General features: G+C 62.9%; 23 protein-coding genes and 1 pseudogene. 14 read left to right on the top strand and 10 right to left on the bottom strand.

The features are described from left to right. Positions 1-13: 13 nt before the first annotated feature. Entirely contained in the window at positions 14-412 is a 399-nt protein-coding gene (locus ACVIHF_RS20920; RefSeq protein ID WP_157343192.1) for a hypothetical protein, read from the bottom strand. 32 nt (positions 413-444) lie between these two features. After that, positions 445-669: a hypothetical protein gene (locus tag ACVIHF_RS20915; RefSeq protein ID WP_253607898.1), complete on the bottom strand. Its 225-nt coding sequence runs from the start codon at positions 667-669 to the stop codon at positions 445-447. A gap of 94 nt (positions 670-763) precedes the next feature. Between ACVIHF_RS20915 and ACVIHF_RS20910 the strand changes: the two genes are divergently transcribed. The 3 genes from ACVIHF_RS20910 (at position 764) to ACVIHF_RS20900 (ending at position 3,042) form a co-directional block, all read left to right on the top strand. Further along, positions 764-1,588 (top strand): helix-turn-helix domain-containing protein, encoded by an 825-nt coding sequence (locus ACVIHF_RS20910; RefSeq protein ID WP_038385984.1) that lies wholly within the window; start codon positions 764-766, stop codon positions 1,586-1,588. A gap of 63 nt (positions 1,589-1,651) precedes the next feature. After that, on the top strand, positions 1,652-2,317 hold the full coding sequence (locus ACVIHF_RS20905) for a DsbA family oxidoreductase (protein WP_253607899.1): 666 nt from the start codon (positions 1,652-1,654) through the stop codon (positions 2,315-2,317). Between the two features lie 86 nt (positions 2,318-2,403). Further along, the gene (locus ACVIHF_RS20900) at positions 2,404-3,042 is read left to right on the top strand and encodes an NIPSNAP family protein (protein ID WP_168854961.1); all 639 of its coding nucleotides are present in this window, start codon (positions 2,404-2,406) and stop codon (positions 3,040-3,042) included. 278 nt (positions 3,043-3,320) lie between these two features. Here ACVIHF_RS20900 and ACVIHF_RS20895 read toward each other — a convergent pair whose 3' ends face one another. Beyond that, positions 3,321-4,505: a GNAT family N-acetyltransferase gene (locus tag ACVIHF_RS20895; RefSeq protein ID WP_456780247.1), complete on the bottom strand. Its 1,185-nt coding sequence runs from the start codon at positions 4,503-4,505 to the stop codon at positions 3,321-3,323. A gap of 171 nt (positions 4,506-4,676) precedes the next feature. Further along, complete coding sequence (locus tag ACVIHF_RS20890; protein ID WP_253607901.1) at positions 4,677-5,129, bottom strand: hypothetical protein; 453 nt, start codon at positions 5,127-5,129, stop codon at positions 4,677-4,679. 158 nt (positions 5,130-5,287) lie between these two features. Between ACVIHF_RS20890 and ACVIHF_RS20885 the strand changes: the two genes are divergently transcribed. The 3 genes and pseudogenes from ACVIHF_RS20885 to ACVIHF_RS20875 all read left to right on the top strand — a co-directional run bounded on the left by ACVIHF_RS20885 (position 5,288) and on the right by ACVIHF_RS20875 (position 9,191). Then, complete coding sequence (locus tag ACVIHF_RS20885; protein WP_016848541.1) at positions 5,288-5,515, top strand: hypothetical protein; 228 nt, start codon at positions 5,288-5,290, stop codon at positions 5,513-5,515. A 129-nt stretch (positions 5,516-5,644) separates the two neighbouring features. After that, positions 5,645-7,093 (top strand): caspase family protein, encoded by a 1,449-nt coding sequence (locus ACVIHF_RS20880; RefSeq protein ID WP_456780248.1) that lies wholly within the window; start codon positions 5,645-5,647, stop codon positions 7,091-7,093. 71 nt (positions 7,094-7,164) lie between these two features. Further along, positions 7,165-9,191: pseudogene (locus tag ACVIHF_RS20875) on the top strand (pyrroloquinoline quinone-dependent dehydrogenase). Between the two features lie 267 nt (positions 9,192-9,458). On the opposite strand, the gene ACVIHF_RS20870 reads toward ACVIHF_RS20875, so the two are convergent. Then, positions 9,459-11,258 (bottom strand): adenylate/guanylate cyclase domain-containing protein, encoded by a 1,800-nt coding sequence (locus ACVIHF_RS20870; protein ID WP_253609960.1) that lies wholly within the window; start codon positions 11,256-11,258, stop codon positions 9,459-9,461. A gap of 377 nt (positions 11,259-11,635) precedes the next feature. Here ACVIHF_RS20870 and ACVIHF_RS20865 point away from each other — a divergent pair, with 377 nt between their 5' ends. Continuing rightward, positions 11,636-11,929, top strand: coding sequence for an HdeA/HdeB family chaperone (locus ACVIHF_RS20865; RefSeq protein ID WP_253607904.1), 294 nt, complete (start codon positions 11,636-11,638; stop codon positions 11,927-11,929). A 273-nt stretch (positions 11,930-12,202) separates the two neighbouring features. On the opposite strand, the gene ACVIHF_RS20860 is transcribed toward ACVIHF_RS20865, so the two are convergent. Both ACVIHF_RS20860 and ACVIHF_RS20855 read right to left on the bottom strand, forming a co-directional pair. After that, on the bottom strand, positions 12,203-12,664 hold the full coding sequence (locus ACVIHF_RS20860; RefSeq protein ID WP_076828387.1) for a PaaI family thioesterase: 462 nt from the start codon (positions 12,662-12,664) through the stop codon (positions 12,203-12,205). Between the two features lie 38 nt (positions 12,665-12,702). Continuing rightward, positions 12,703-14,178: an amidase gene (locus tag ACVIHF_RS20855; protein WP_253607906.1), complete on the bottom strand. Its 1,476-nt coding sequence runs from the start codon at positions 14,176-14,178 to the stop codon at positions 12,703-12,705. A 196-nt stretch (positions 14,179-14,374) separates the two neighbouring features. Between ACVIHF_RS20855 and ACVIHF_RS20850 the strand changes: the two genes are divergently transcribed. The 3 genes from ACVIHF_RS20850 to ACVIHF_RS20840 all read left to right on the top strand — a co-directional run bounded on the left by ACVIHF_RS20850 (position 14,375) and on the right by ACVIHF_RS20840 (position 15,314). Beyond that, on the top strand, positions 14,375-14,506 hold the full coding sequence (locus ACVIHF_RS20850; RefSeq protein WP_253607907.1) for a peptidylprolyl isomerase: 132 nt from the start codon (positions 14,375-14,377) through the stop codon (positions 14,504-14,506). A gap of 177 nt (positions 14,507-14,683) precedes the next feature. Then, on the top strand, positions 14,684-14,986 hold the full coding sequence (locus ACVIHF_RS20845; RefSeq protein WP_076828393.1) for a hypothetical protein: 303 nt from the start codon (positions 14,684-14,686) through the stop codon (positions 14,984-14,986). Positions 14,987-15,083: 97 nt separating this feature from the next. Then, positions 15,084-15,314 (top strand): hypothetical protein, encoded by a 231-nt coding sequence (locus ACVIHF_RS20840; RefSeq protein ID WP_016848527.1) that lies wholly within the window; start codon positions 15,084-15,086, stop codon positions 15,312-15,314. A 110-nt stretch (positions 15,315-15,424) separates the two neighbouring features. On the opposite strand, the gene ACVIHF_RS20835 is transcribed toward ACVIHF_RS20840, so the two are convergent. The 3 genes from ACVIHF_RS20835 to ACVIHF_RS20825 form a co-directional block, all read right to left on the bottom strand. Next, complete coding sequence (locus ACVIHF_RS20835) at positions 15,425-15,628, bottom strand: hypothetical protein (protein WP_253609962.1); 204 nt, start codon at positions 15,626-15,628, stop codon at positions 15,425-15,427. Positions 15,629-16,651: 1,023 nt separating this feature from the next. Continuing rightward, the gene (locus ACVIHF_RS20830; RefSeq protein WP_253607908.1) at positions 16,652-16,891 is read right to left on the bottom strand and encodes a hypothetical protein; all 240 of its coding nucleotides are present in this window, start codon (positions 16,889-16,891) and stop codon (positions 16,652-16,654) included. Positions 16,892-17,599: 708 nt separating this feature from the next. After that, positions 17,600-17,836, bottom strand: coding sequence for a hypothetical protein (locus ACVIHF_RS20825; protein ID WP_253607909.1), 237 nt, complete (start codon positions 17,834-17,836; stop codon positions 17,600-17,602). 1,047 nt (positions 17,837-18,883) lie between these two features. Here ACVIHF_RS20825 and ACVIHF_RS20820 point away from each other — a divergent pair. From ACVIHF_RS20820 to ACVIHF_RS20805, 4 genes are all read left to right on the top strand, one after another. Beyond that, a complete protein-coding gene (locus tag ACVIHF_RS20820; protein WP_456780249.1) occupies positions 18,884-19,009 on the top strand; it encodes a hypothetical protein in 126 nt (41 codons plus the stop codon). Positions 19,010-19,475: 466 nt separating this feature from the next. After that, positions 19,476-19,661 carry a hypothetical protein gene (locus ACVIHF_RS20815; RefSeq protein WP_456780250.1) on the top strand — a complete coding sequence of 62 codons (186 nt, stop codon included), beginning with the start codon at positions 19,476-19,478 and terminating at the stop codon, positions 19,659-19,661. Between the two features lie 109 nt (positions 19,662-19,770). Then, a complete protein-coding gene (locus ACVIHF_RS20810; RefSeq protein WP_456780251.1) occupies positions 19,771-20,022 on the top strand; it encodes a hypothetical protein in 252 nt (83 codons plus the stop codon). Between the two features lie 20 nt (positions 20,023-20,042). Then, positions 20,043-20,264: a hypothetical protein gene (locus ACVIHF_RS20805; protein ID WP_253623718.1), complete on the top strand. Its 222-nt coding sequence runs from the start codon at positions 20,043-20,045 to the stop codon at positions 20,262-20,264. The last annotated feature ends 112 nt before the right edge of the window (positions 20,265-20,376 follow it).

The following is a 20,376-nucleotide window of genomic DNA, read 5'->3' as shown; positions in this document are numbered from 1 at the left end:
TCCGGCATTCGATTTACGCCGCGACCGCCTCACCGCTGCGGCGCAGCCCGACATATTGCAGCTCGGCGAAAACGCCGGTGGCGATCGCCTGGGCCAGGATCACGATGGTCCCGAAGAGGTTCGGCGACACCGCGCCCGACAGCAGCAGCGCGATGCTGGCGAGCGTCCAGGCCGCGTTGCCGACGACCACCAGCATCACCAGCGGCTTCGGCACCGACATGCGCGTGCCGAGCCAGCCGACCAGCGCGGTATAAGCGATCAGGAACAGGCCGGTCTCGCGCAGCAGCGCTTCCGGCAGGCCGAGCAGCGATGCCAGCGCGCCGGCGTCGAGCACCATGGCTATGGCGGATACGCCGCTGAAGACGGCGTCGGCAAGCAAGGCGCGGCGCAGCAGCTGGGACGAATGGATCATGGCAGTGTCTCCTCTGGTTGGGATGGGGGTGGTCAGCGGAACTGCGACTGCAGCTGACGCCACAGCCGGAGCGGACACAGCGCCTTGCCGACCCTCATCTCGACCGCATAGACCTGCGCGAAGACGAACACGCCGGTCGCGTGCACGAGCGGCTGCGGCATGTTGAGCGAGCGCGCCAGCAGCCAGGTGGCCAGATGCACCAGCCACGGGAGCAGGACGGCGAGGACGCGGACAAGGGACAGCATCAGCATGGTCATCTCCTGTGTCGTCGAAGATGATCCGGCCGGCGCGCCAATTCGATTACCTCAGGCGTAATGGAACGGGCGAATTCCGCATGGTAGGTTTTGCACCATGAACGCACATGCATCCATGGCGCGGGCCGAGCCCGCCAAACCCGTCCCGATCGGCGAGCACCTGCGCGAGTGGCGGCAGCGCCGTCATCTCAGCCAGCTCGACCTTGCCGTCGATGCCGAGATCTCGGCGCGGCATTTGAGCTTCGTCGAGACCGGCCGCTCGGCGCCGTCGCGCGACATGGTCCTCAAACTGGCGGAGCGCCTCGACGTGCCCCTACGCGAACGCAACGTACTGCTGGTCGCCGCGGGTTTCGCGCCCGCATTCCCGCAACGCTCGCTGGATGATCCGGCGCTGAAATCGGCGCGCGAGGCCATCAACCTGGTGCTGAAGGCGCACGAGCCGAATCCGGCGCTGGCCTATGACCGGCACTGGAATCTGGTCTCCGCCAACCGCATGGTGGCGCCGCTGCTCGAGGGCGTGCCGCAGCGGCTGCTCGGCCAGCCCTTCAACATCCTGCGGCTTGCCTTCCACCCCGAGGGCCTCGCCCCGCGCACCGTGAACCTCGCGGAATGGGCCGCGCATCTTCTGGAGCGGCTGCATCGGCAATGCGAGGCAACGGCCGATCCGGAGCTGCTCAAGCTCTACCAGGACCTGAAGTCCTATCCGATCCCGGCGCGGTCGGCCCCGATCACCACCGACAACAACGTCGCGCTTCCCTTCAAGCTCCGCCTCAATGGCGAGATCCTGAGCTTCATCTCGACCACCATGGTGTTCGGCACGCCGGTCGACATCACGCTGCAGGAACTGGCGCTGGAGACCTTCTTCCCGGCCGATGAGCTGACCGCCGAGCGGATGCGGCAGATGGCAGCCAGTATGAAATAGCGGCTTGTCTTGGGGCGCGTTCGGCCTAACCTTGGGGTTCCATTTTCCGCCGGGAACCCCGCCATGAGCGATCTGAAGCCGCTTCGCCTCGACATCGTCTCCGACGTCGTTTGCCCCTGGTGCTATATCGGCAAGCATCGGATCGAGGATGCGCTCAAGCTGGTGCCCGATGTGCCGGTCGAGGTGCATTGGCGGCCGTTCTTCCTCAACAATTGGGTGCCGCGCGAGGGCATCAGCCGCGAGGAATATCTCACCGCCAAGTTCGGCTCGGTCGATGCCTATAAGGGCATCGCCGGCCGCGTGGTCGCGGCCGCCAATGAGGAGGGGCTCACCTACCATCCCGAGCTCGTCAAGCGGCAGCCCAACACGATCGACTGCCATCGCCTGATCCATTGGGCCGAGGCCAAGGGCAAGGCGGCCGAGATGAAGCAGCGGCTGATGGAGCTGTATTTCCGCGACGGCGGCGATCTCACCGACAGCAACGTGCTGGTGCAGGCGGCAAGCGATGTCGGGCTCGATGCCGACGACGTGCGCAAGCGTCTTGCCACCGACGAGGATGTCGCCCTGGTCTCGGCGCAGGCCCAGGAGGCCGCCGAGAAGGGTATTTCCGGCGTGCCGACCTTCGTGTTCGCGCAGAAATACGCGGTGTCCGGCGCCCAGCCGGCCGAGCAGCTCGCCCGCGCCATCCGCCAGGTCTCGGCCGAGATCAACACAGAGGCTGCGGAGTAGTCCGCAATCCCTATCGAAAGCCCGGCTCATGCCGGGCTTTTTCGTTTGCCCACATCATCCATCGGAAACAATCAGGGGAGACCACCATGATCTATGAGCTGCGCACCTATACGGTCCGTCCAGGCGCCGTCGGCGAGATGGTGAAGGCGGCGAGCACGATCTCGCGCGATATCCGCGCCGACAATTTCGGCAAGCTGGAAGGCTACTGGATCACCGAGATCGGTCCGCTCAATCAGGTCATGCACATGTGGAGCTACGCCGATCTCAACGAGCGGACGCGGCTGCGCGCCGAGCTCGCCAAGAACCCGCGCTGGACCGGCGAGTATATTCCGGTGATCCGTCCGCTGCTGGTGCGGCAGGAGGTGCGGCTGCTCAATGCAATCATCCCGCCGGTGGCGCCGGCGACATCAGGCAACATCTACGAATTCCGCAACTACCGCGCCAAGCCGGTCGGCGGCGCCAAGCAATGGCTCGATCTGATCACCGGCGTGATGCCGGAGCGCGAGAAATACTCCAAGATCGTCGGTCTCTGGACCACCGAAGCCGGGCAGCCCAACGAGGTCTGCCACATCTGGGCCTATCCCGATCTCAACGCCCGCGCCGCCGCACGCGGCAATGCGATGAAGGATCCGGCCTGGCTGGAATTTTTGAGCAAGGGCACGCAGGTGCTCGAGGAGATGCACTCGACCATCATGCTGCCGGCACCGCACTCGCCGTTGCAGTAAGGGCAGGCGCTGGTCGCGCCGCGTTTCCCAATGATGCGCCGAGCGCGAGACAGAGAGGCCGCCGGTTGAGGCGGCCTTTTCGTTTGCCGTCAGGACGTCGCGAGCGCCGGCAAAAAGCCCCATCCGATGTTTCCATCAGATGAGGCTTTCGAAGCAAGGGCGCGCGCCGTCTGAGAACCAGCGCGCCGCAACGCTAGTCGGGCCAGCTGACACCAACCTGACGGCAGCAGTCACTTGTTTCCCGATGTGTCTGCATGCCTACGAAAGGGTAAACCGCATTATCCGGGCTTGCCGCGCCGGCTGCGGATGAAGCGGACGGCGCCGCGCGCCCCTTCGTAGGCGAAGTTGTTCAGGGTCAGCGCGGCGTGAATGGCCGGCACCAGCGGATCGCGGCGCCGCAGCGGCAGCAAGACGTCGCCGATCGCGAAGCGGCCGCGCCAGATCGGGTCGATCATGGGGTGGCCGGGCGCCGCGGTGGAATCGGCCGAATTGATCGCGGGATCGGCGCAGAGATGGCGCGTCAGCTCCAGCGTCAACTGCGTGCCGGGCGAATGTTTCGCAAAGCGCTCGTCGACGCCGATCTTGAAGAAGAAGGCGCGGTCCTGGTGGCGCACCACGATGCCGCCCGCGACCGGCGTGTCGCCCGCATGCAGCGTGATGATCTCGCAGCGGCCGGCTTCGGCCATTGCCGACGTCGCGCGGCGGATGAAGGCCGCATCGCCGGCATGCTGGCTCAGCGCCGTGCCGCGCTTTCCCTTCCAGCCACCGGCTTCGAGGACAAGGAAAGTCTCGAGCGCCGTCGCAACCTCGCGCGGCGTGCAGGCGACATCGAAGCGCACCGCGCCGTGGTCGGACAGGCGATGATGCTGGCGGCGCAGCTCCTTCAGCTTCTTGGGCCCGAGCGCGTCGCGCAACAATTCGTCGGCATCGCGCGTCGCATCCAACTGGGCGCGCTGATAGGCGCTCACTATGCGCGGCTGCAACCCGTCTCGGGCCAGCACCGCGCGGATCGCCGCCATGGCCGGGCCCTCGAGCGACATGGTGCGCAGGATCAGCGCATGCGCGCCCGCATTGCGCGCCTGCCGCAGCATCTTGCCCACCGCTTCCTCGGCGGCGTCGCGGTCGAGCAGCGGCGTGCACAGCGTGCCATAAGGTTCGGCGCCGACCAAAGCGGGCAGGGGAATCCGGTAGATCCGCCGCATCGGAACGACCGGCAACAGCCCGATCAGTTGCCCGGCATCGCCGGCGGCGCTGAGCAGCGCCGCGCCGGTGCGGCCGCGCGCGGAGGCATCGACCGCCAATTCCCAGTCCGCCTGATAGTAGCCATTGGCCTCGATCGCGCGCGCGGCAAGCGCGCGCCATGCATTGAGCGGCGTGGCCGACAACGGCGGCAAGGTGCGATCGTCCGTGGCATCCTTGCGCGATGCACGGTGGATCATTGCCTGGTCAGCAATATCGGCCACGTCCCTGTTTCCCCAGTCCGCGAGGCTGATTGGCCTTGCGTTCGTCAGGGCAACGCTAGTGGAAAGAAATGGAAAATGCCGTTGAGGCCACCGCGCAATTTGAACGGTCGTGTTAACGGGCCGTTCAGCATACCGGTGCGCGGCGGCCCGGCCGGGTCGCCGGCTCAAGCGCTAGGGTTTGGCGCTCCGTTGCGCTTCCGCCGCAACGGTGCTCTCGACCGGTTCGTAAGTCTCCGTCACGCAATTGTCGTCGGCCCCGACCTGCCGGCGATCGAAGATCGAGCCTTCATTGATGAAGACGCGATAGGTCTGCGTCCCCAGCGGCTTGCCGATCACCGATGTCAGTTCGGCGCGCACGCAGGCGGTCCAGCCGGTGCCGCGCGGGTCGTGCAGCGGGGCGGAGACCCGCACATGGGTCGGCTGTGAACCGGCCGTGAACACCGAATCCAGCTTGCCCGCGACCAGCCGTTTGACGTCCGGAGGCATCTCGAGCGGCGCCGGCTCGGCGGCCTTGACCTTCAAGGCCTCCGGCCACACCGCGTGGCTGTCCGCCAGCCCGCAGCCACTCAATATTAAGGCGACGCCGGCCAGCAGCGCCGCCAGATGTACTTGTCCCTGTCCCATTCAGCGCATTTAATGTGCCGCCGTCAGGATTGCGCCCCCTGGTGGCGCTGAATTCGCATCAGGCGGCGCTTTGTCGATCAACAAATGTCGAGCGACAAGTTATCGTTGGGGTAGAGGTATTACCGGATGTTGCTGCGGCGGCGGGGAGACAGACTGACATGAAACGCTTCACGGTTGCTGCCGTCATTCTGGCGCTGCTCGCGACACCCACCCTGGCCCAGGGCCGGCGCGGGGGCGGTGGAGGCGATACGAAGACGGAGCAGAAGCCCAAGGTCGACGAGAAGGCCTACAAGGCCGCGCTCGATCGGATCCCCGAGCCCAAGGAGAAATACGATCCCTGGGGTGTCACCAAGCCGGCAGCGGATCCGGCCAAGAAGCCGAAATAGCCGGCCTCACCAGGTCTCGGCGGCCATTCGACATTCGACCGGCGTCGGTCGGCAGCACATTTGCCGCAAGGCATGAACCTTGGCCTGACGGCCTCCGACCCATCTTCGATGTCATTGTCGGAGGTCGCCATGCTTCGCCGTTCGCTCCTCAGCCTGATCGTTCCGGCAGCGATCCTGCTCGGCGCCGTGCCGGCGTCGGCGGAAAACCGGCTGGCGCTGGTGATCGGGCAGTCGGCCTACAAGTCGGTGCCCGCGCTGCCGAATCCGGCCAACGACGCCAAGGCTGTGTCGCAAATGCTGACCGATGCCGGATTTGCGGTGACGGCCGCATCGGACCTGTCGCAGGACGAGATGCGCGCACGGCTCAGCGATTTCGCTGGCCAGGTGGCGGCGAAAGGCGCCGATACCGTGGCGCTGGTGTTCTATGCCGGGCATGGCCTGCAGATCGACGGCGAGAACTATCTGGTGCCGGTCGATGTCGATCCGAAGCGCGAGGCTGATATCCCGATCCAGGCGGTTCGGCTCAACGACGTCCTGAATACGCTCACCTCAGTTCCGAGTCGGATGCGCATCGTGCTGCTCGATGCCTGCCGCAACAATCCATTCCCGGAACTCAGCAAGACCGCGGGGCATGGGCTCGCCATCGTCGATGCCAGGGTCGGCGCGCCCGGCACGTTTGTCTCGTTCTCGACCTCGCCGGGAGCGGAAGCCGAGGACGGCAGCGGCGCCAACAGCCCCTACACCACCGCGTTGCTGGCCTCGGCCAAGGAGCCGGGTATCCCGATCGAGGACACCTTCAAGCGCGTTCGCCTGGCGGTGAACAAGGCAACTGACGGCCGCCAGACGCCGTGGGACTCGTCCTCGCTCACCGACGACTTCCGTTTCATGGCGGGTGCTGCGGCGTCGCCCGCAGTGACGCCGCCGCCGGCCGCGGCCAAACGCACCGTCGACGAATGGAAGCGCGAATTGCAGGGCAAGCCGATCGAGGCCGCGAATGAACTGATGGTGATCGATGGCTCCGACGAATCCTATGAGGCCTTCGCCGCGATCTTCGCCGGCACGCCGCGCGGCCTGCAGGCGCGCGACTGGCTCGACCGGCATCGCCGCATGCTAGCGTGGAATAACGCGATCCTCATCAACACGGCGGCGGCCTATCGCGGCTTCCTCGCGCAATATCCTGACACCGACCTGACAGCGACCGCGCGCAAGATGATCGAACGGCTGCGCTACCGTCCCGATCCGGCGCCCGCCGTCGCGCTCAGCGTGCCCGCGACCAGCGTCGCGCTGGCGGCACCGACCTGTCCCTGCAACGCGGCGCCGCCGCAACAGCCGCTGCAGCAGAGGGCCAACGTGCCGGTGAAAAAGCGTGCCGATCCCGATCCGCCGCGGCGCGCGGGCAAGAGCCCGCAGCGCGTCGTCGTTGAGGACGACGTCGTGGTGGTGCGCCGTCCGCCTCCAACCGTGGTCTACGAGCCTGCCGGACCGCCGATCGGAATCGGAATCGGGATCGGCATCGGCGGCGGCGGTGGTGGTTATCGCGGTAACTACGGCGGCGGCTATCGCCGGGGTGGATACTGACGCGACGATCGCGTAAATGCTTTCCCGCATGAGATGCGGCGCCCGGTGATCGCATCCTGGGGGAGGACGCGATGCGGTCGCTGTTTTGCCTGCTTGCCGCGCTGCTGCTGTGTGGTCAGCCGGCGCGCGCCTGGGAGTATTGGGGCGGCGACCGCGGCGGACAACGCTTCTCGCCGCTGACGCAGATCACATCAGACAATGTCGGCAAGCTGCTGCGCGGCTGGGAATTCCGCACCGGCGATCTCGATACTCGCCCGCCCGAGGTCATGAAGCGCACCAAGTTCGAGGTGACGCCGCTGTTCGTCGAGGACAGCCTGATCCTCTGCACGCCGTTCAACGAAGTGATCGCGCTCGATCCCGGCACCGGTGCGCAGAAATGGCGTTTCGATCCGAAGATCAGCATGGCGCAACGGCCGGCCAATCGCTTTGTCTGCCGCGGCGTCGCGTACTGGACGGATGATCGCGCGGCGGAAGGCGCCGCCTGCAAGTCACGCATCTTCACCGGCACCAACGACAGGCGCCTGATCGCGCTCGACGCCAGAACCGGCAAGCCTTGCGCCGATTTCGGCAACGGTGGCGAGATCAAGATCGACGTTGGCATGAAGCTGGAATGGCCGGGCGAGTTTCAGATCACGTCGGCGCCGGTGACGGGACGCGGCGTGGTCGTGGTGGGGTCCGCGATCGGCGACAACCGGCGGGTCGACGCGCCGCTCGGCGCGGTGCGCGCCTTCGATGCGCGAACCGGCCAGCCGCGCTGGAGCTTCGATCCGCTCGTGCATAATGGCGTCGAGGCCGGCCACAGCAATGTCTGGGCGCCGATGTCGGTCGACGAGGAGCGCGGCCTGGTGTTCCTGCCGACGACATCGCCCAGTCCGGACTTCTGGGGCGGCAAGCGCGCGCCGGCAATGACGAGCACGCCAATTCCGTGGTCGCGCTGCGGATCGAGACCGGCGAACTCGCATGGGCATTCCAGACCGTGCATCACGACGTCTGGGACTACGACCTGCCGGCGCAGCCGACGCTGGCGCGGATCGACACCGGCGATGGTCAGCGCGACGTCGTGATCCAGCCGACCAAGCAGGGCTTTGTGTTCGTGCTCGATCGCGACACCGGCAAGCCGGTGTGGCCGGTCGAGGAGCGCGCGGTGCCGCAGAACGGTGCCGAGGGCGAGAGGCTGTCGCCGACGCAGCCGTTCCCGACCCATGTGCCGCCGCTGCTGACGCAGCGGATGACGGCCGACGATGTCGACGGCCTGCTGCCGGGCACCGGGAGCTCGGCTTGCGAGACGCTGCTCGCGCAATCCCGTAATGAGGGCCTTTACACGCCGCCGTCGACGCAAGGCACCGTGATCTATCCGATGACAGGCGGCGGGGTGAACTGGGGCGGCGCGGCGTTCGATCCGGTCAATCAGCTCCTCTACGCCAATGTCAGTCATGCGGCGCACATCGTCACACTGATTCCGCGCGACCAGGCCAAGGGCTTCAATCCGCCGCCGGGTCATGAATTCGGCCAGCAGGAAGGGGCGCCGTTCGCGATGTCGCGGGCGCTGGCGAAGTCGGCGGTCGGGTCGCCCTGCAACAAGCCGCCATGGGGCGAGACGGTGGCGGTCGATCTCAAGGCCGGCAAGATCCTCTGGCATTCGTCGGTCGGCACCAGCGAGGATCTCGCGCCGCTCGGCATCGCGCTCAATACCGGCACGCCGCTGGTCAACGGCGTCGCGATCACCGCGGGCGGCCTGGTGTTCACCGGCGCGATGGATGCCTATCTGCGCGCGTTCGATGCCAGGTCGGGAAAGCAGCTGTGGCTCGGCCGGCTTCCGGTGCCGGGCGTCGCCAATCCGATGACCTATCTCTGGAAGGGCGAGCAGTACGTCGTGATCGGCGCCGGCGGCCATTCCGAAGCCGGCACCTCAATCGGCGATAGCGTGGTGGCGTTTCGCCTGCCGCGCCAGGGCGAGGATGCTTCGCTGTGGACCCGCCTGATCGATCGTCCCGGCGGGCGGTTCACCGCCAAGGCTGTGGCCGGCGGTCTTGTGCTCGTCGCCATCGTCGCGCTGTTGTGGCGCTGGCGGCGGAGCCGTCGCTCGCGATCCGCTTAGGTGCGGCCTGCCGCAGGCGCGCCGCCAAAATATCGAAAACAACCCCATGCAAAGGAGCCAGCGGCTGCCGGCGTTCGAAACGCAACTTGACACGTCGGGCAAATCAAGGCTATATTTCCACTATTCCGAAATTGTGCAAGCATCGCCTCGCTCCGCTAAAGCGCGATGAATTCAGGTTCTTCGCCGCCTCTGACTGGTCCGGTATTGGGTGCAGTCCGGACTTCTCATCAACGATCCTCGACCGCCGCATTTGACCCATCTCCGACATCATCCCTCCGGCACCCCGGCTACGCGCATGCCCTCGCAAAGGCGCTCTTGTCCCGCGAGATAAATAGGATTGTCGCTTATCTTGGCGGCGCGCAAGCGGCGGATCGTAAAGCCTGGGTTGAGCGCAAATCCCGCTTTCGCAGCAGTTCGCGCCTCATCCAGCGCGCCGAGCAAGCCCAAGGCAGCGGCGAGCGAAAAATGGGCAAGAGGATGAGTGCGGTTGGCCTCAATGCTTCGTCGCAGCCAACTGACCGCTTCGGCATCCGCACCGAGCTGTAGCTTTGCAGTGCCCACAAAACGCATCAACCGGTTGGCAACGAGATCGCGAGGGGACAGACGGAGAGCCTCGAGTACATGGCCTTCAGTCTCGGTAGGACAACCCATATAGAGTTTGGCTAAACCGATAACGCCATGAGCATAAGCCAAATTGCGATCAAGTGCTAATGCCTGCTCGCATTCGGTAATCCCTTGCGCGGCGCGGTTTGTGTTAATGTAGACGAGTGCGAGTATCAGACGGGCCGCGGCAATGTTGGGAGCTAGTGAAAGTGCTTTGATCGCGTTCGCTTCGGCTGCCGAAAGAAGCGCGGCTCGCTCGTCCGTTAGCAGGTCGGCTCCCACTGTCAGATCGACGTTTGCCATGCCGATCAACGCCCAAATCGCTCCGGCCCCTCGGGGATCGATCACCAAAGCACGCTCAAAAAAGCCGCGCGCCCGGGTCGCGTGTTCAAGGGTCGGCCCGTTGTAGAAGCAGGCAGTACCCTGAAAGAACAGGTCTATTGCGTCGGGGTGCAGCAACCGCTCCGCCTTTCGTGCCTCGACTACAAAGAGCTGGACACCTAACGAGTTGGCGAGCCTTGATACGATTTCGTCCTGCATATCGAAAAGATCGGCGACAGGTTTTTCGAAGCGCTCGGCCCAAAGATGTTTGCGGCTTTCTGCATCGGTGAGCTGCACGTTCACTCGAAGCCGCTTGCCGCTGAGCTGCATGGAACCTCCAAGCACGTACCGGACGTTCAACTCGCGGCCGACTTGCCGTACGTCGATTGCTTTGCCCTTGTACGAGAACGCGCTGTTCCGGGCGATTACGAACAAGCCACTGATGCGCGACAAGTCTGTCGTTAAGTTCTCGGTTACACCGTCGACGAAATAGTCCTGTTCAGGATCGCCGCTGAGGTTGGCGAATGGCAGCACAACGATGGAAAGACGAGGCGGTGAAAGCGCGCTCGATTCCGTGCGGTGAGATCGTGTCGTTGGGCCGGATTCATCCCACGTCACGGCATAGGTCCGGACCGGGCGGGTGATGTTTTTGAAGTTTTGATCGCCCAAATCGACGAACTCAACGCCGACCTTGCCTCGCACTTGATCGTAGGCAGAAGACGAGATGCAGATGCCGCCCGGCTCTGCGAAACCTTCAAGCCGCGCCGCGATGTTAACGCCGTCCCCGAATATGTCATGGGCCTCGACGATTACGTCGCCGATGTTGACTCCCACGCGGAAGGCAACGCGCCTTTCTTTCTTCTCTTGGATTGTTAGTTCCTTGATGTGGGTCTGAAACTGTATGGCGGCTCGGACAGCCTCAACTGAGCTTGTAAACTCCGCCAAGAACCCATCGCCAGTGTTCTTCACGATACGTCCGCCGTGTTCAGCGATTGCTGGCACAACAGCGTCCGCCAGGAGCGCTGTCAATTTGGCGTGTGTCGTCTCCTCGTCATCGTGCATGAGCCGCGAATAGCCAGCCACATCGGCGGCTAATATCGCCGACAACCTCCGCTCGACAGGGAATGGCCGCTCCTGCACCATGGCTCTCAACCCAACCGACGAGATATTGTACGACGGATCGGGAGATCGGGCTACACTGCTAATATCGCCTGATGGCCTCGAGCGGACATTCACCGCAGCATCGCCGATGTCGGCTTTTGAGAGCGACACCGACCTCGCTATCCCCGCTCGCATACACTGGATTCTCGACTACACGCCCTGTTCTCATCACGCTTTAGCGCGGCGCCGTCACAAATCAGAAACACGAATTCTCAATCCGTGCACTGAAGCGACGTGCAGGCAAACTTGCGCGATGCCGTGCTTGCGTTCGATGTAACGCATCGCTTACGGGTCGCGGGCGGACACGCTGGCTTTCCCAGCGACCGGTTCATTCCAGATCATTGCCCATGGAGATTGCGATGAAGATCACTGCCTCGATCATGCTTGCCGCCGCGCTCGCGCTGTCGTCGGCACCGGCCAGCGCGGCCGTGCTCGATCTCTCGACCATGACCTGCAAGCAGTTCGTCGACGGCGGCGACGACACCATCAAGATGGTGCTGGTGTGGATGGACGGCTGGTACAAGGGCGATTCCGACGAAGCGATCATCGACACCGACGTGTTCACCGAGAACGCCAAGAAGTTCGGCACCTATTGCGGAAAGAACCCGACGATCAGCATCGTTAATGCGGCGGAGGCCGTGCTCGGCAAGTAAATCTTGCAGCGTGATTAGCCTGAACCCTCATGGTGAGGAGCGCGGAACGCGCGTCTCGACGGAATTGGTTTACTCAGCTTGCTCAGTGTCATCACCCGCGCATGCGGGTGATCCAGTATTCCAGAGACGGTCGTGCTTGAGCCGATAGGCCGCGGCGTACTGGGTCGCCCGGTCGAGCCGGGCGACGACAACAGTAGATGCGGACAAAGCCTCACATCTCTCAGGATGACGGTGAGGCAGCGTAGTTCATTCCACGCGCGTCGCCTCAGCGTCCTATCCCGGCAGCATCGCGAACGCGCTCGACACCATCGCCACCGGCTTGTTGTCGGTGGCGGAAGATAGCGTGACGCGACCGAAGCTCATGGTGCGGCCGAGCCGGACCACGCGAGCGTCGGCCAGCACGTCGGACGCCGTCACCGCGCGCATGAAATGCGTGGTCTGGTCGACCGTCGTCATCGGCCGGTAGCCCTTGTTGGCCGCGAGGTTGGCGAGCACCATCGCGGTGTCGGCGAACGCCATCAGCGCCTGGCCGCAGACGATGCCGCCATTGCGGCACAACCGCTCGGAAAACGGCATGCGCAGGATGGCGCCGGGCTGCCAGTCGGCATCGCCGGCAGGCGGCGTGATGTCGAACTGCTCGATCGACAGATTGAGGTCCTGCACCCATGGCGCAAAGACGTCGCCGAGCACGCGTTTCGCGTCGTCGATCCCGAATTCCCCGGCTTGCTGCTGCATGACGTCCCGTTCCCTCTGTTGATGCTATCTATCTTGTTCTAGTTGCGCGTGACATGCACGGCCGGCGTGTTGCCCGCATTCCACTTGCCGTCGATCGCCCGTTCGATCTGGGCGGCGAGCTGCAGCAACAGCCCGTCACTCGCTTGCTTTCCGATCGCCTGAATGCCGAGCGGCAGGCCGTGCTCGTTGGTCGCGAGCGGCAGCGAGATCGCGGGGATGCCGCAGAGATTGGCGAGCGGCGTGAAGGCGAAGTTGCGCCAGAGATTGCCGAACCAGTCCAGCACCGACGGATTGTCGCTGATGGTGAGATATTCCGTGGTGCCGACCTTCGGCGTCGGCAGTGCCGTGATCGGCGTCAGGATGATGTCCCAGTCCTCGAAGAAGGCGCCGAAGCCGCGCGAGGTGGTGTTGAAGACGGCCTGCATGCGTGCGCGATCGGCGAAGCTGAAGTCGCGGCCATGCTCCCAGATGCGGATGTTGATCGGCTCGATCAGCTCCGCCGGCGGCCGCTCGAGGCCGCGCGCGGCGAGCATGTTGCCGATCACGACGGCGAAATTGCTGATGTAGCAGGTGGTCTGCGCCGCGAAGGCTTCCCGATAGTCGATCGCCGGCAGTGCGTAATCGACCTGATGGCCGAGGCCTTCGAGGAAACGTCCGACCCGCTCGAGCTCGGCTGTGATGTGCGGCGTCGCGCGATAGTCGCCCCATGTGTGCGACAGCGCGATTCTGAGCCGGCCGGGATCACGCGCGATCATCGCGGCATATGGCTCGGGCGAGGTCCAGAACGGCATGAACTCGCCGGGCGCAGGTCCCCGGCAGGCATCGACGAAGCCAGCGGTGTCGCGCACCGTGCGCGACTGGCAGCCCTGGATCGAGACCAGCCCGGTGAGATCGGACAGATGCGGCGCGAGCGAGAACACGCCGCGCGAGACTTTCAGGCCGATATTGCCGTTGACCCCGGCGGGAATGCGGATCGAGCCGCCGCCGTCGGTCGCATGCGCGATCGGCACCGCACCGGCGGCGACCATCGCCGCGCTGCCTGCCGACGAGCCGCAGGTGGTGTAGTCGGTGTTCCAGGGATTGCGCGTGACATAGACCGCGGGATTTTCCGCCGAGCTGCAGACCCCGAACTCCGGCGTCGTGGTGCGGCCGATCAGATTGAGGCCGGCCTTGCGCATCTTCGCCGTCAGGAAGGTATCCGCCGCGGCGCGATTGCCGCGCATCATCAGCGAGCCCATCTCCTGCAGCCGTCCCTTCAAGGTCGGGCCGAGGTCCTTCATCAGGAAGGGCAGGCCGGCGAACGGGCCGTCGAGGTCGGCGCCGTCGCGCGCCGGATCGGCGATCACATCGTCGAACAGCTCGACGACGCCGCAGAGCGCGGGATCGACCTTGGCGACGGCGCTGGCTGCCTGCGACGCCAGCTCACGGGGCGTCAGCTCGCCGTTCCGGACGCGCTCCGCGAGCGCCGTCCCGTCGTGCTGCGTCCACTCGTCCCAGCTCATCGCCAAAGTCATTTGATCGATTCCTTTTCTGCTTTGTTGCGCAGTGTAATTTGCGCGGCCGCCCGGTCAAACCAGTGCGCGCCGGCAGCCCGTCCGACGCGCGCTTGCGCTCCGACGCGCACTGCGCTGCGCTGCAAGCGCCGTGCCCGGCTTGAAAATGCCCCAGTTTCGGCGCCCAGTCGCCTGCTCGCGAGTGGTGGGGGCGTACATGTTCCGCAGGTTGGTGGTGCTCGGCGGCGTGGTTGCGATCGGACTTGCGCTCAGCGGTTGCACGCGCTGCGGTCCGATTTGGGACGACTGGATGCAGTCGCCGAAATCCTGCAAGTCAGACCATCTCTAGGGGCATGATCCGGAAAAGTGGAAACCGGTTTTCCGAAAAAGATCATGCTCAAACAAAGAGATGAGATCATGATGCGATTCCGTGGAAACGCATCATGATCCAGGGCCGGGGCGGGCGCGCTTGGCGGCGGCTTTCTTGCGGTGATATACCGCCGACGAAAACGCAGGGAGTGTTCTTATGAGAGTTTTGAGCGCAGTTGCGGTTGCGGTGCTGCTGTCGGCGCCGGCCTATGCGCAGATGCCGAACGTCAACCTGATGCCTGAGGTCAAGACCAGGACCCAGGAGGAGAAGGAGCAGGACGCGGTCAGGGACAAGGCCTACAAGGACTCGCTCAGCAAGATTCCCGATGCCAAGGGATCGTCCGATCCCTGGGGCGTCGTGCGCAGCGATCCGCCGAAAGCGGCCGCCCATCCCGCCAAGCCGAAGACCAAGACCGGAAGCTCGGCGCAGCCGGGAAGCGCCGCGCCGCGCAGCCAGTAACGCCCATTCGGGGCGACGTCGTCCGTCTCCCGCAGACTCGGATTCTCCCGCCGCCGCCCCTATATTGGGGTGTCGTCAGTTGGTCCGGAGTTGCGGAATGGTGTCTCGTCCGCGCGATCTCGCCAGCCGGATGGCCGAGCGGCGAAAGCCGGACGACGGCTATCTGCGCGAGACCTTCAGCCTGCCACGCGATCAGGCCCGCGTGAGGGCGCGTGACTTTCTCAAGCGCTACCCGAAGGCGGCCTATATGAGCGCCGTCGAGAGCTGGCGCGAGCTTCCCGGCGGCGACATCGAGTTCACGATGCGGCGGCTGGCCAGCGCGGATTGAAGCGTTTTCGAGCGAAGCGGGCGCCGGTTCGTGTGTTCTAATTTTAATTAGAACCGAAGCTCTGCAGGCCAGCGCGTCAGGGCACCGGGGCGTGCACGATAGACTGTGCCTCAGTCCCCATTGCTGCCGCGGGTCCGTTTCCGCCCCAGATTGTTCAGCTCGCGATCAATCCGCAGTTGCACGCGGCGGATTGCCAGAAGATCGAGCTTTGCTTCGGTCTTGCCCGTGAAGACGCGATCGCCGATCTGGAAGCGCCATTTCCAGACGCCGGCCATCAGCTGAGTGACGCTGAACTCGATGCCCCTGTGGATCATCTGTAACGGTTCCGCGAATGAAGGGCGGTCGTCGATATTTAAACCATTAGTTGTAGTAATGATCAGCACCCGTGAAAAGATCGTGTGAAAGGCCGCGCCCGTTCGAGCCGTTGTTGTGGATTCCGGAAAGGATTCGTCCGCCGGCAGCGTCGCCACGGAACGGTCGCCAGCAATGTTGGCTGCCCAGCGCCGCGCAATTCGCGTTGGTTGGGCAGGCCAATGTTACGAACACTGGCGGAACCTGAGTCTTCCGTCGAACGCTACGGAGTTTTTCCAGGGCTCAGGAGGGGTACGAAGGTAGTATGCAGATTGTGCCAGCCGTTATCGGACGCCGTCGAGCCTGTCAGGTTAACTTGTTGATTATCAGGGAAACTTCGGGCGCGAAGCATGTCGCATGGCCCGGAACTTTGTTCTTGGCCGGAGAACTACGGAATTTTAAACGGCCCCGACAGGGGGCCGCCAACCCGTCCCGGAGGCGGGTTTTCCTCCAGCAGTCGGGGGGCTACCTGTCTGGCTGGGGGCCCTGAAATAAGGGCACTGCCGGGTCGATTGTTCCAGTAAACATTCCGCGAGAACAGATCGCGACCCGCAGGAAATTATAGGGCCAGAACATCTGAGGGCCTTCTCAGTAGTCCTACCGAGAACATCGGCTAACCCTTGGTTACGACGGGGTTAAACCCAAACCGGGCCACTCGAAAAATCAAACTGTGAATGGAAACAGGCCGGCACCGGTCCGTTGGTGCTGGCCTAGTTAGGACGCTCGCTTGGGGAAATCAGGACACTCATTCACTTATGCAAATGCCCTTCCGCGCCATGGAGGTTCTAGCTTGAGGTGGGGGTGTCCAGAATCTTTCCCTACCCCACGGGCGCTCCTCGGCCTCAGCCTCCCTGTCGGGGTGCTGGGGCTGTTTGTTTATGTAGAATCCAGTTCAGCTGGGGCCGCAACACTCGGAGCGGTCCCTGCCCAGTAGCGGCGCGGTGAGGCGGCCTCAGCGTTCGTTCCAACGCGCTGGGGCCGTTTCTTCAGGACGCCTGATGCCGGCGAACTTCCCCGACCGCCATGTTGAGAATTGGGATGTGATCGGCGGCCACCTGTCGCTGAATGAGGCTAACAGCCCATCCCTCCGGGATTGCATCCAGCACTCGGTCAACGGCTTCTTCGCGCGAGGTCGCGGCGAGCCAGATTTGGACCTCGCCGTCATCGGTCGTCACGCGGACTAGATGAACCTCGGTCGCCTGTTGCATGAGCAATAAAAGCGGCATCGTGGGAATCGTTTCAAAAATCTTCGCTTAAGTTAAGGCTGGAACCGCAATTAGGGCGCTGACGCTGACATGCCTACTTTAATGCGGACACGAAGGCCGTGGCGCAAGCTCCCTGTATGTTCAGGCTCAGTCACCACGACGGCGTCGAGTACAGCTTCAGGGCGTTGGCGGCGATATCGTTCGTAGCGCTCATCGTAGGCATAGGCGCCCTGTTGATCGGGTGAGCCTGTCATCTCATGGATGATCCAACCGCCTTGGCCTCAGCGTGTACCCCCTCGCTGGGGCCATTCTTTGGACTAAGAAAAAAGCCCGGCTCGCGCCGGGCTTCATAGTTTAAGCTGACCTGCGAGATAGCGCCGCTTCTCGACTGCCGCGATGTCGAAAGCCTTTCAGCACCTCATTCACGCGACCGGGATTCACGTCATATGTTGTCGCAGCGATTCGACGGGAAGGGCCTGTAATGAAAGAGGCCGCCAAGGTGGGGCGGCCTCTTTTCTCACATGAGTATTGCAATCGCAGCGATAGCAATGGGGCACAGCCCCAGCACCACAATGCTCGCTCTAAAAAGTAGGTCACTGGTCATGACACAACCTCTGCGTGAGGTTGGAATCTAACTCGGGATGACCACCAAAACAAAGTGCAGTTTGTGCCACGCTAGGAAATTAATCGTGCGCTAGATGAGAATAGGCCGTCAACTGAGGTGGCCCTTTACTCTCCCAGCTCTCTGCGGATTCGGTCGCGGTGCTGAACGTGCAAAACCTGGCATGAGTAGAAGTTATCCAGAAGCTTCTTCGCTTCCGCTAGATCATGCCCGTGATTGGCAAGGTGCTCGATCAGTTCCTCTTGCTCGGCGATGTGTCGCTCGCCTTGGGCAATATGCTGCTCGGCTTGCTCCAAATGGCGAAGCTGCATCTCGCGGTGCGCTATTGTGGAATGGTTCGGCATGGCCGCGCTCCCTTCCTATGCAGGCGGGAGCGCTGTTGGTCTCTCAGCCACCGACGCCTACGGGCAAAGCCTTGGCCGGTGATGGTGATATCGTATCACGTTCCGTTGCCCCCGGTTCGTTCTCTCAAGATTAAATTCCCTGATCTCGGTCAAAGGCGGGACGGGGATAGAGCATCCGATGGGGTGCCTCGGTAGTCCTACTGAGAACACCGGCCAAGCTACGGTTTCCGTTCGCTTAATCCGAACTAGGACACTCCAAAAATCAAATTAGGGTACGGGGGCTTAAAGACGGACAGCACTTGGTCTGCTGGTGCTGTCCTAATTAGGACACCCGCTGCCGGGAACTAGGACACCTTCCGATCCGTTACAGAAGTCGATCCCTTATCGCTGGGAGGGATGATTTCAATGCGGCTGTATTCTGATCGGATAGACGGTGTGGAGATTGCTCTCGTCGGTCTCGTGGCGGTCTCGTTCATCTCGCTTCTTGCCAGCATAGTGTGGCTTCTGTTCGCGTGATTAACCCTCCGCTCGCTGGGGCCGTTTCTTTGGGGCCCCAAAAAGCCCGGCTCGCGCCGGGCTCTCGGATCATGCGGCTACTGCATGAATCTCTTGCAATAGCTTACGACCGTATCGGGACTGCTCTAGCCGGCCACCTGTTTCTGAGACGGCGCGGTTGACCTGCCTTACCATCTTCGCGCGGATTACGCTTTCTAACGTCAGCGATCCGCGCTTGTACATCCATCGAGCCACATGGAACCAGTCCCATAGCGGGCTCTCACTTGTGATGCGCGAAACAGGGGCAGGGAAGTCCTGACCGCGCTCGCCCTTCGCAAATAGAGAGATGGCGGCCCGCGACATGTTGGTCCTGTCACCGTTGCGGCATGGTGAACCATGTCTATTATCCACTTGCTCAGAGCAGCGGGAAAATCTTCGAACTTCTCAAGGCGCATAAGACGCGCGGAGGAGATCGAGCGAAGAAGCTATTTCAGTTTTTGAATATCATCGGAGCGCGCGCGCTGGGCAGGCACCTTAGGGCGAGTGCTGGAAATGGCAGAGTCCTCCGAGGATAAACAGGAATACGAAAACAAAATCGCCAAACGATTTGGTTTCGAACATCAGCTTGAGTTGCCAATCCCGTTGCCGCCTGATGCACCGAAAGAGGCCGCCAACTGAGGCGGCCTCCGTTTTTCACATCAATAGGACGATAGCCACTATTGCGATGGGGCTCAGCCCGAGCGCCACGATGAGCGCATTGAAAGGTAGGTCACTGCCCATGACACAACCCCTGCGGTTGGGGTTGAAATCCTATTCCTGAATGCCGGATAGCCGCTAGTGCAATTTGTGCCACGGCAACGCGCCATGGGGTGGTAAAATGCCTGGTTCTCGGAGCATACTAGCCTTTATGAGACAGTGGCTAAAAACGGCGCTGATGGTTCTCGGCTTATGCGCAGGCTGGATGGTCGTCGGTTTACTGACCGTCGATGACGACGACGAATTCCGCCAAGTCATTGCGATTTACAAACCGCGCTAACAGACGCCGGCTGTTCCGCTCGTTGAGCTAAATCAAGAACAGATAGCGTCCCACGGAAATTGATGGACCCCATCTGCTCCCCTTGAGGGCACGGCCCGAGTTGCGGGTATGCTTGTGCCCCCTCAGATCGACAATCGAGGGATTGATAACTTCAAGACGAAAATGGCCGTGTCGATGCAGGACGACCGAGTCGAAATCATCGCGGTTTTGTTCGATCAGGAAAATATCCAGAAACTCATTGATCGGCTTACCGGGATCAAGACGTTCTATCCCGAGAAGAACGTGTTTGACTGATAAATGAAAGAGGCCGCCAACTGAGGCGGCCTCAGCGCCTCTTGATCTGCGTCAAGTTCCGGGGCGGCATGACAGATTAACAGTCCTCCACGAGCTAGGAGGATCGGCCATGAAATCCGGCATCGCGTTGCTTGCTCTGGTTCTGGCTGCGCTCTCGGCTATGGCTCAGCAGCAAGAGAAGCCGAAGCGGCTTATTGATGAGCATCGCCCCGGCGTGACCTATGAAGATTGCGTCGCGAGGTGCGATGCATGCATGGGCCACAGAAACGAGGCGTGCATCGCTAATTACTGCCGTGGCTATGAGCGCCGAAAGCCCGGTGCAAAGCCGTTGCCGATTGTGTGCCCGAGCTACGGCGGCTAACCAAAAGATGGGGATATTCCATGGGTCGCTGTCTGGTTATCGTTGCTGTGATCGGCTTGTTCACTTCGTCCGCCAACGCCATGACCATGGAGGAGTGCCGGGCGCAGTACAAAGCGGAATACAACCACCCCGCAAAGAAAAAGGGGATCGGTATCGATTGGCATGGCTATCAAACCAAGCGCTGCGGTATTGACCCGAACGCTAGCGTGCCAGCGCCGAAAGACGCTCCAAAGCCTCACTGATTTCAAACTGAGGCGAGGCTCAGTGCAAGCGCTCGCGAAGCTTCTTTATGATTTCGCGAAGGTCTTTGGCATACTCCTCGATGATGCGCCGAGCCTCCTCTAAGCGCGTGGG

The sequence above is a fragment of the Bradyrhizobium sp. USDA 4506 genome (genome assembly GCF_054058795.1).
This window is presented reverse-complemented; position numbering and strand designations above follow the sequence as displayed.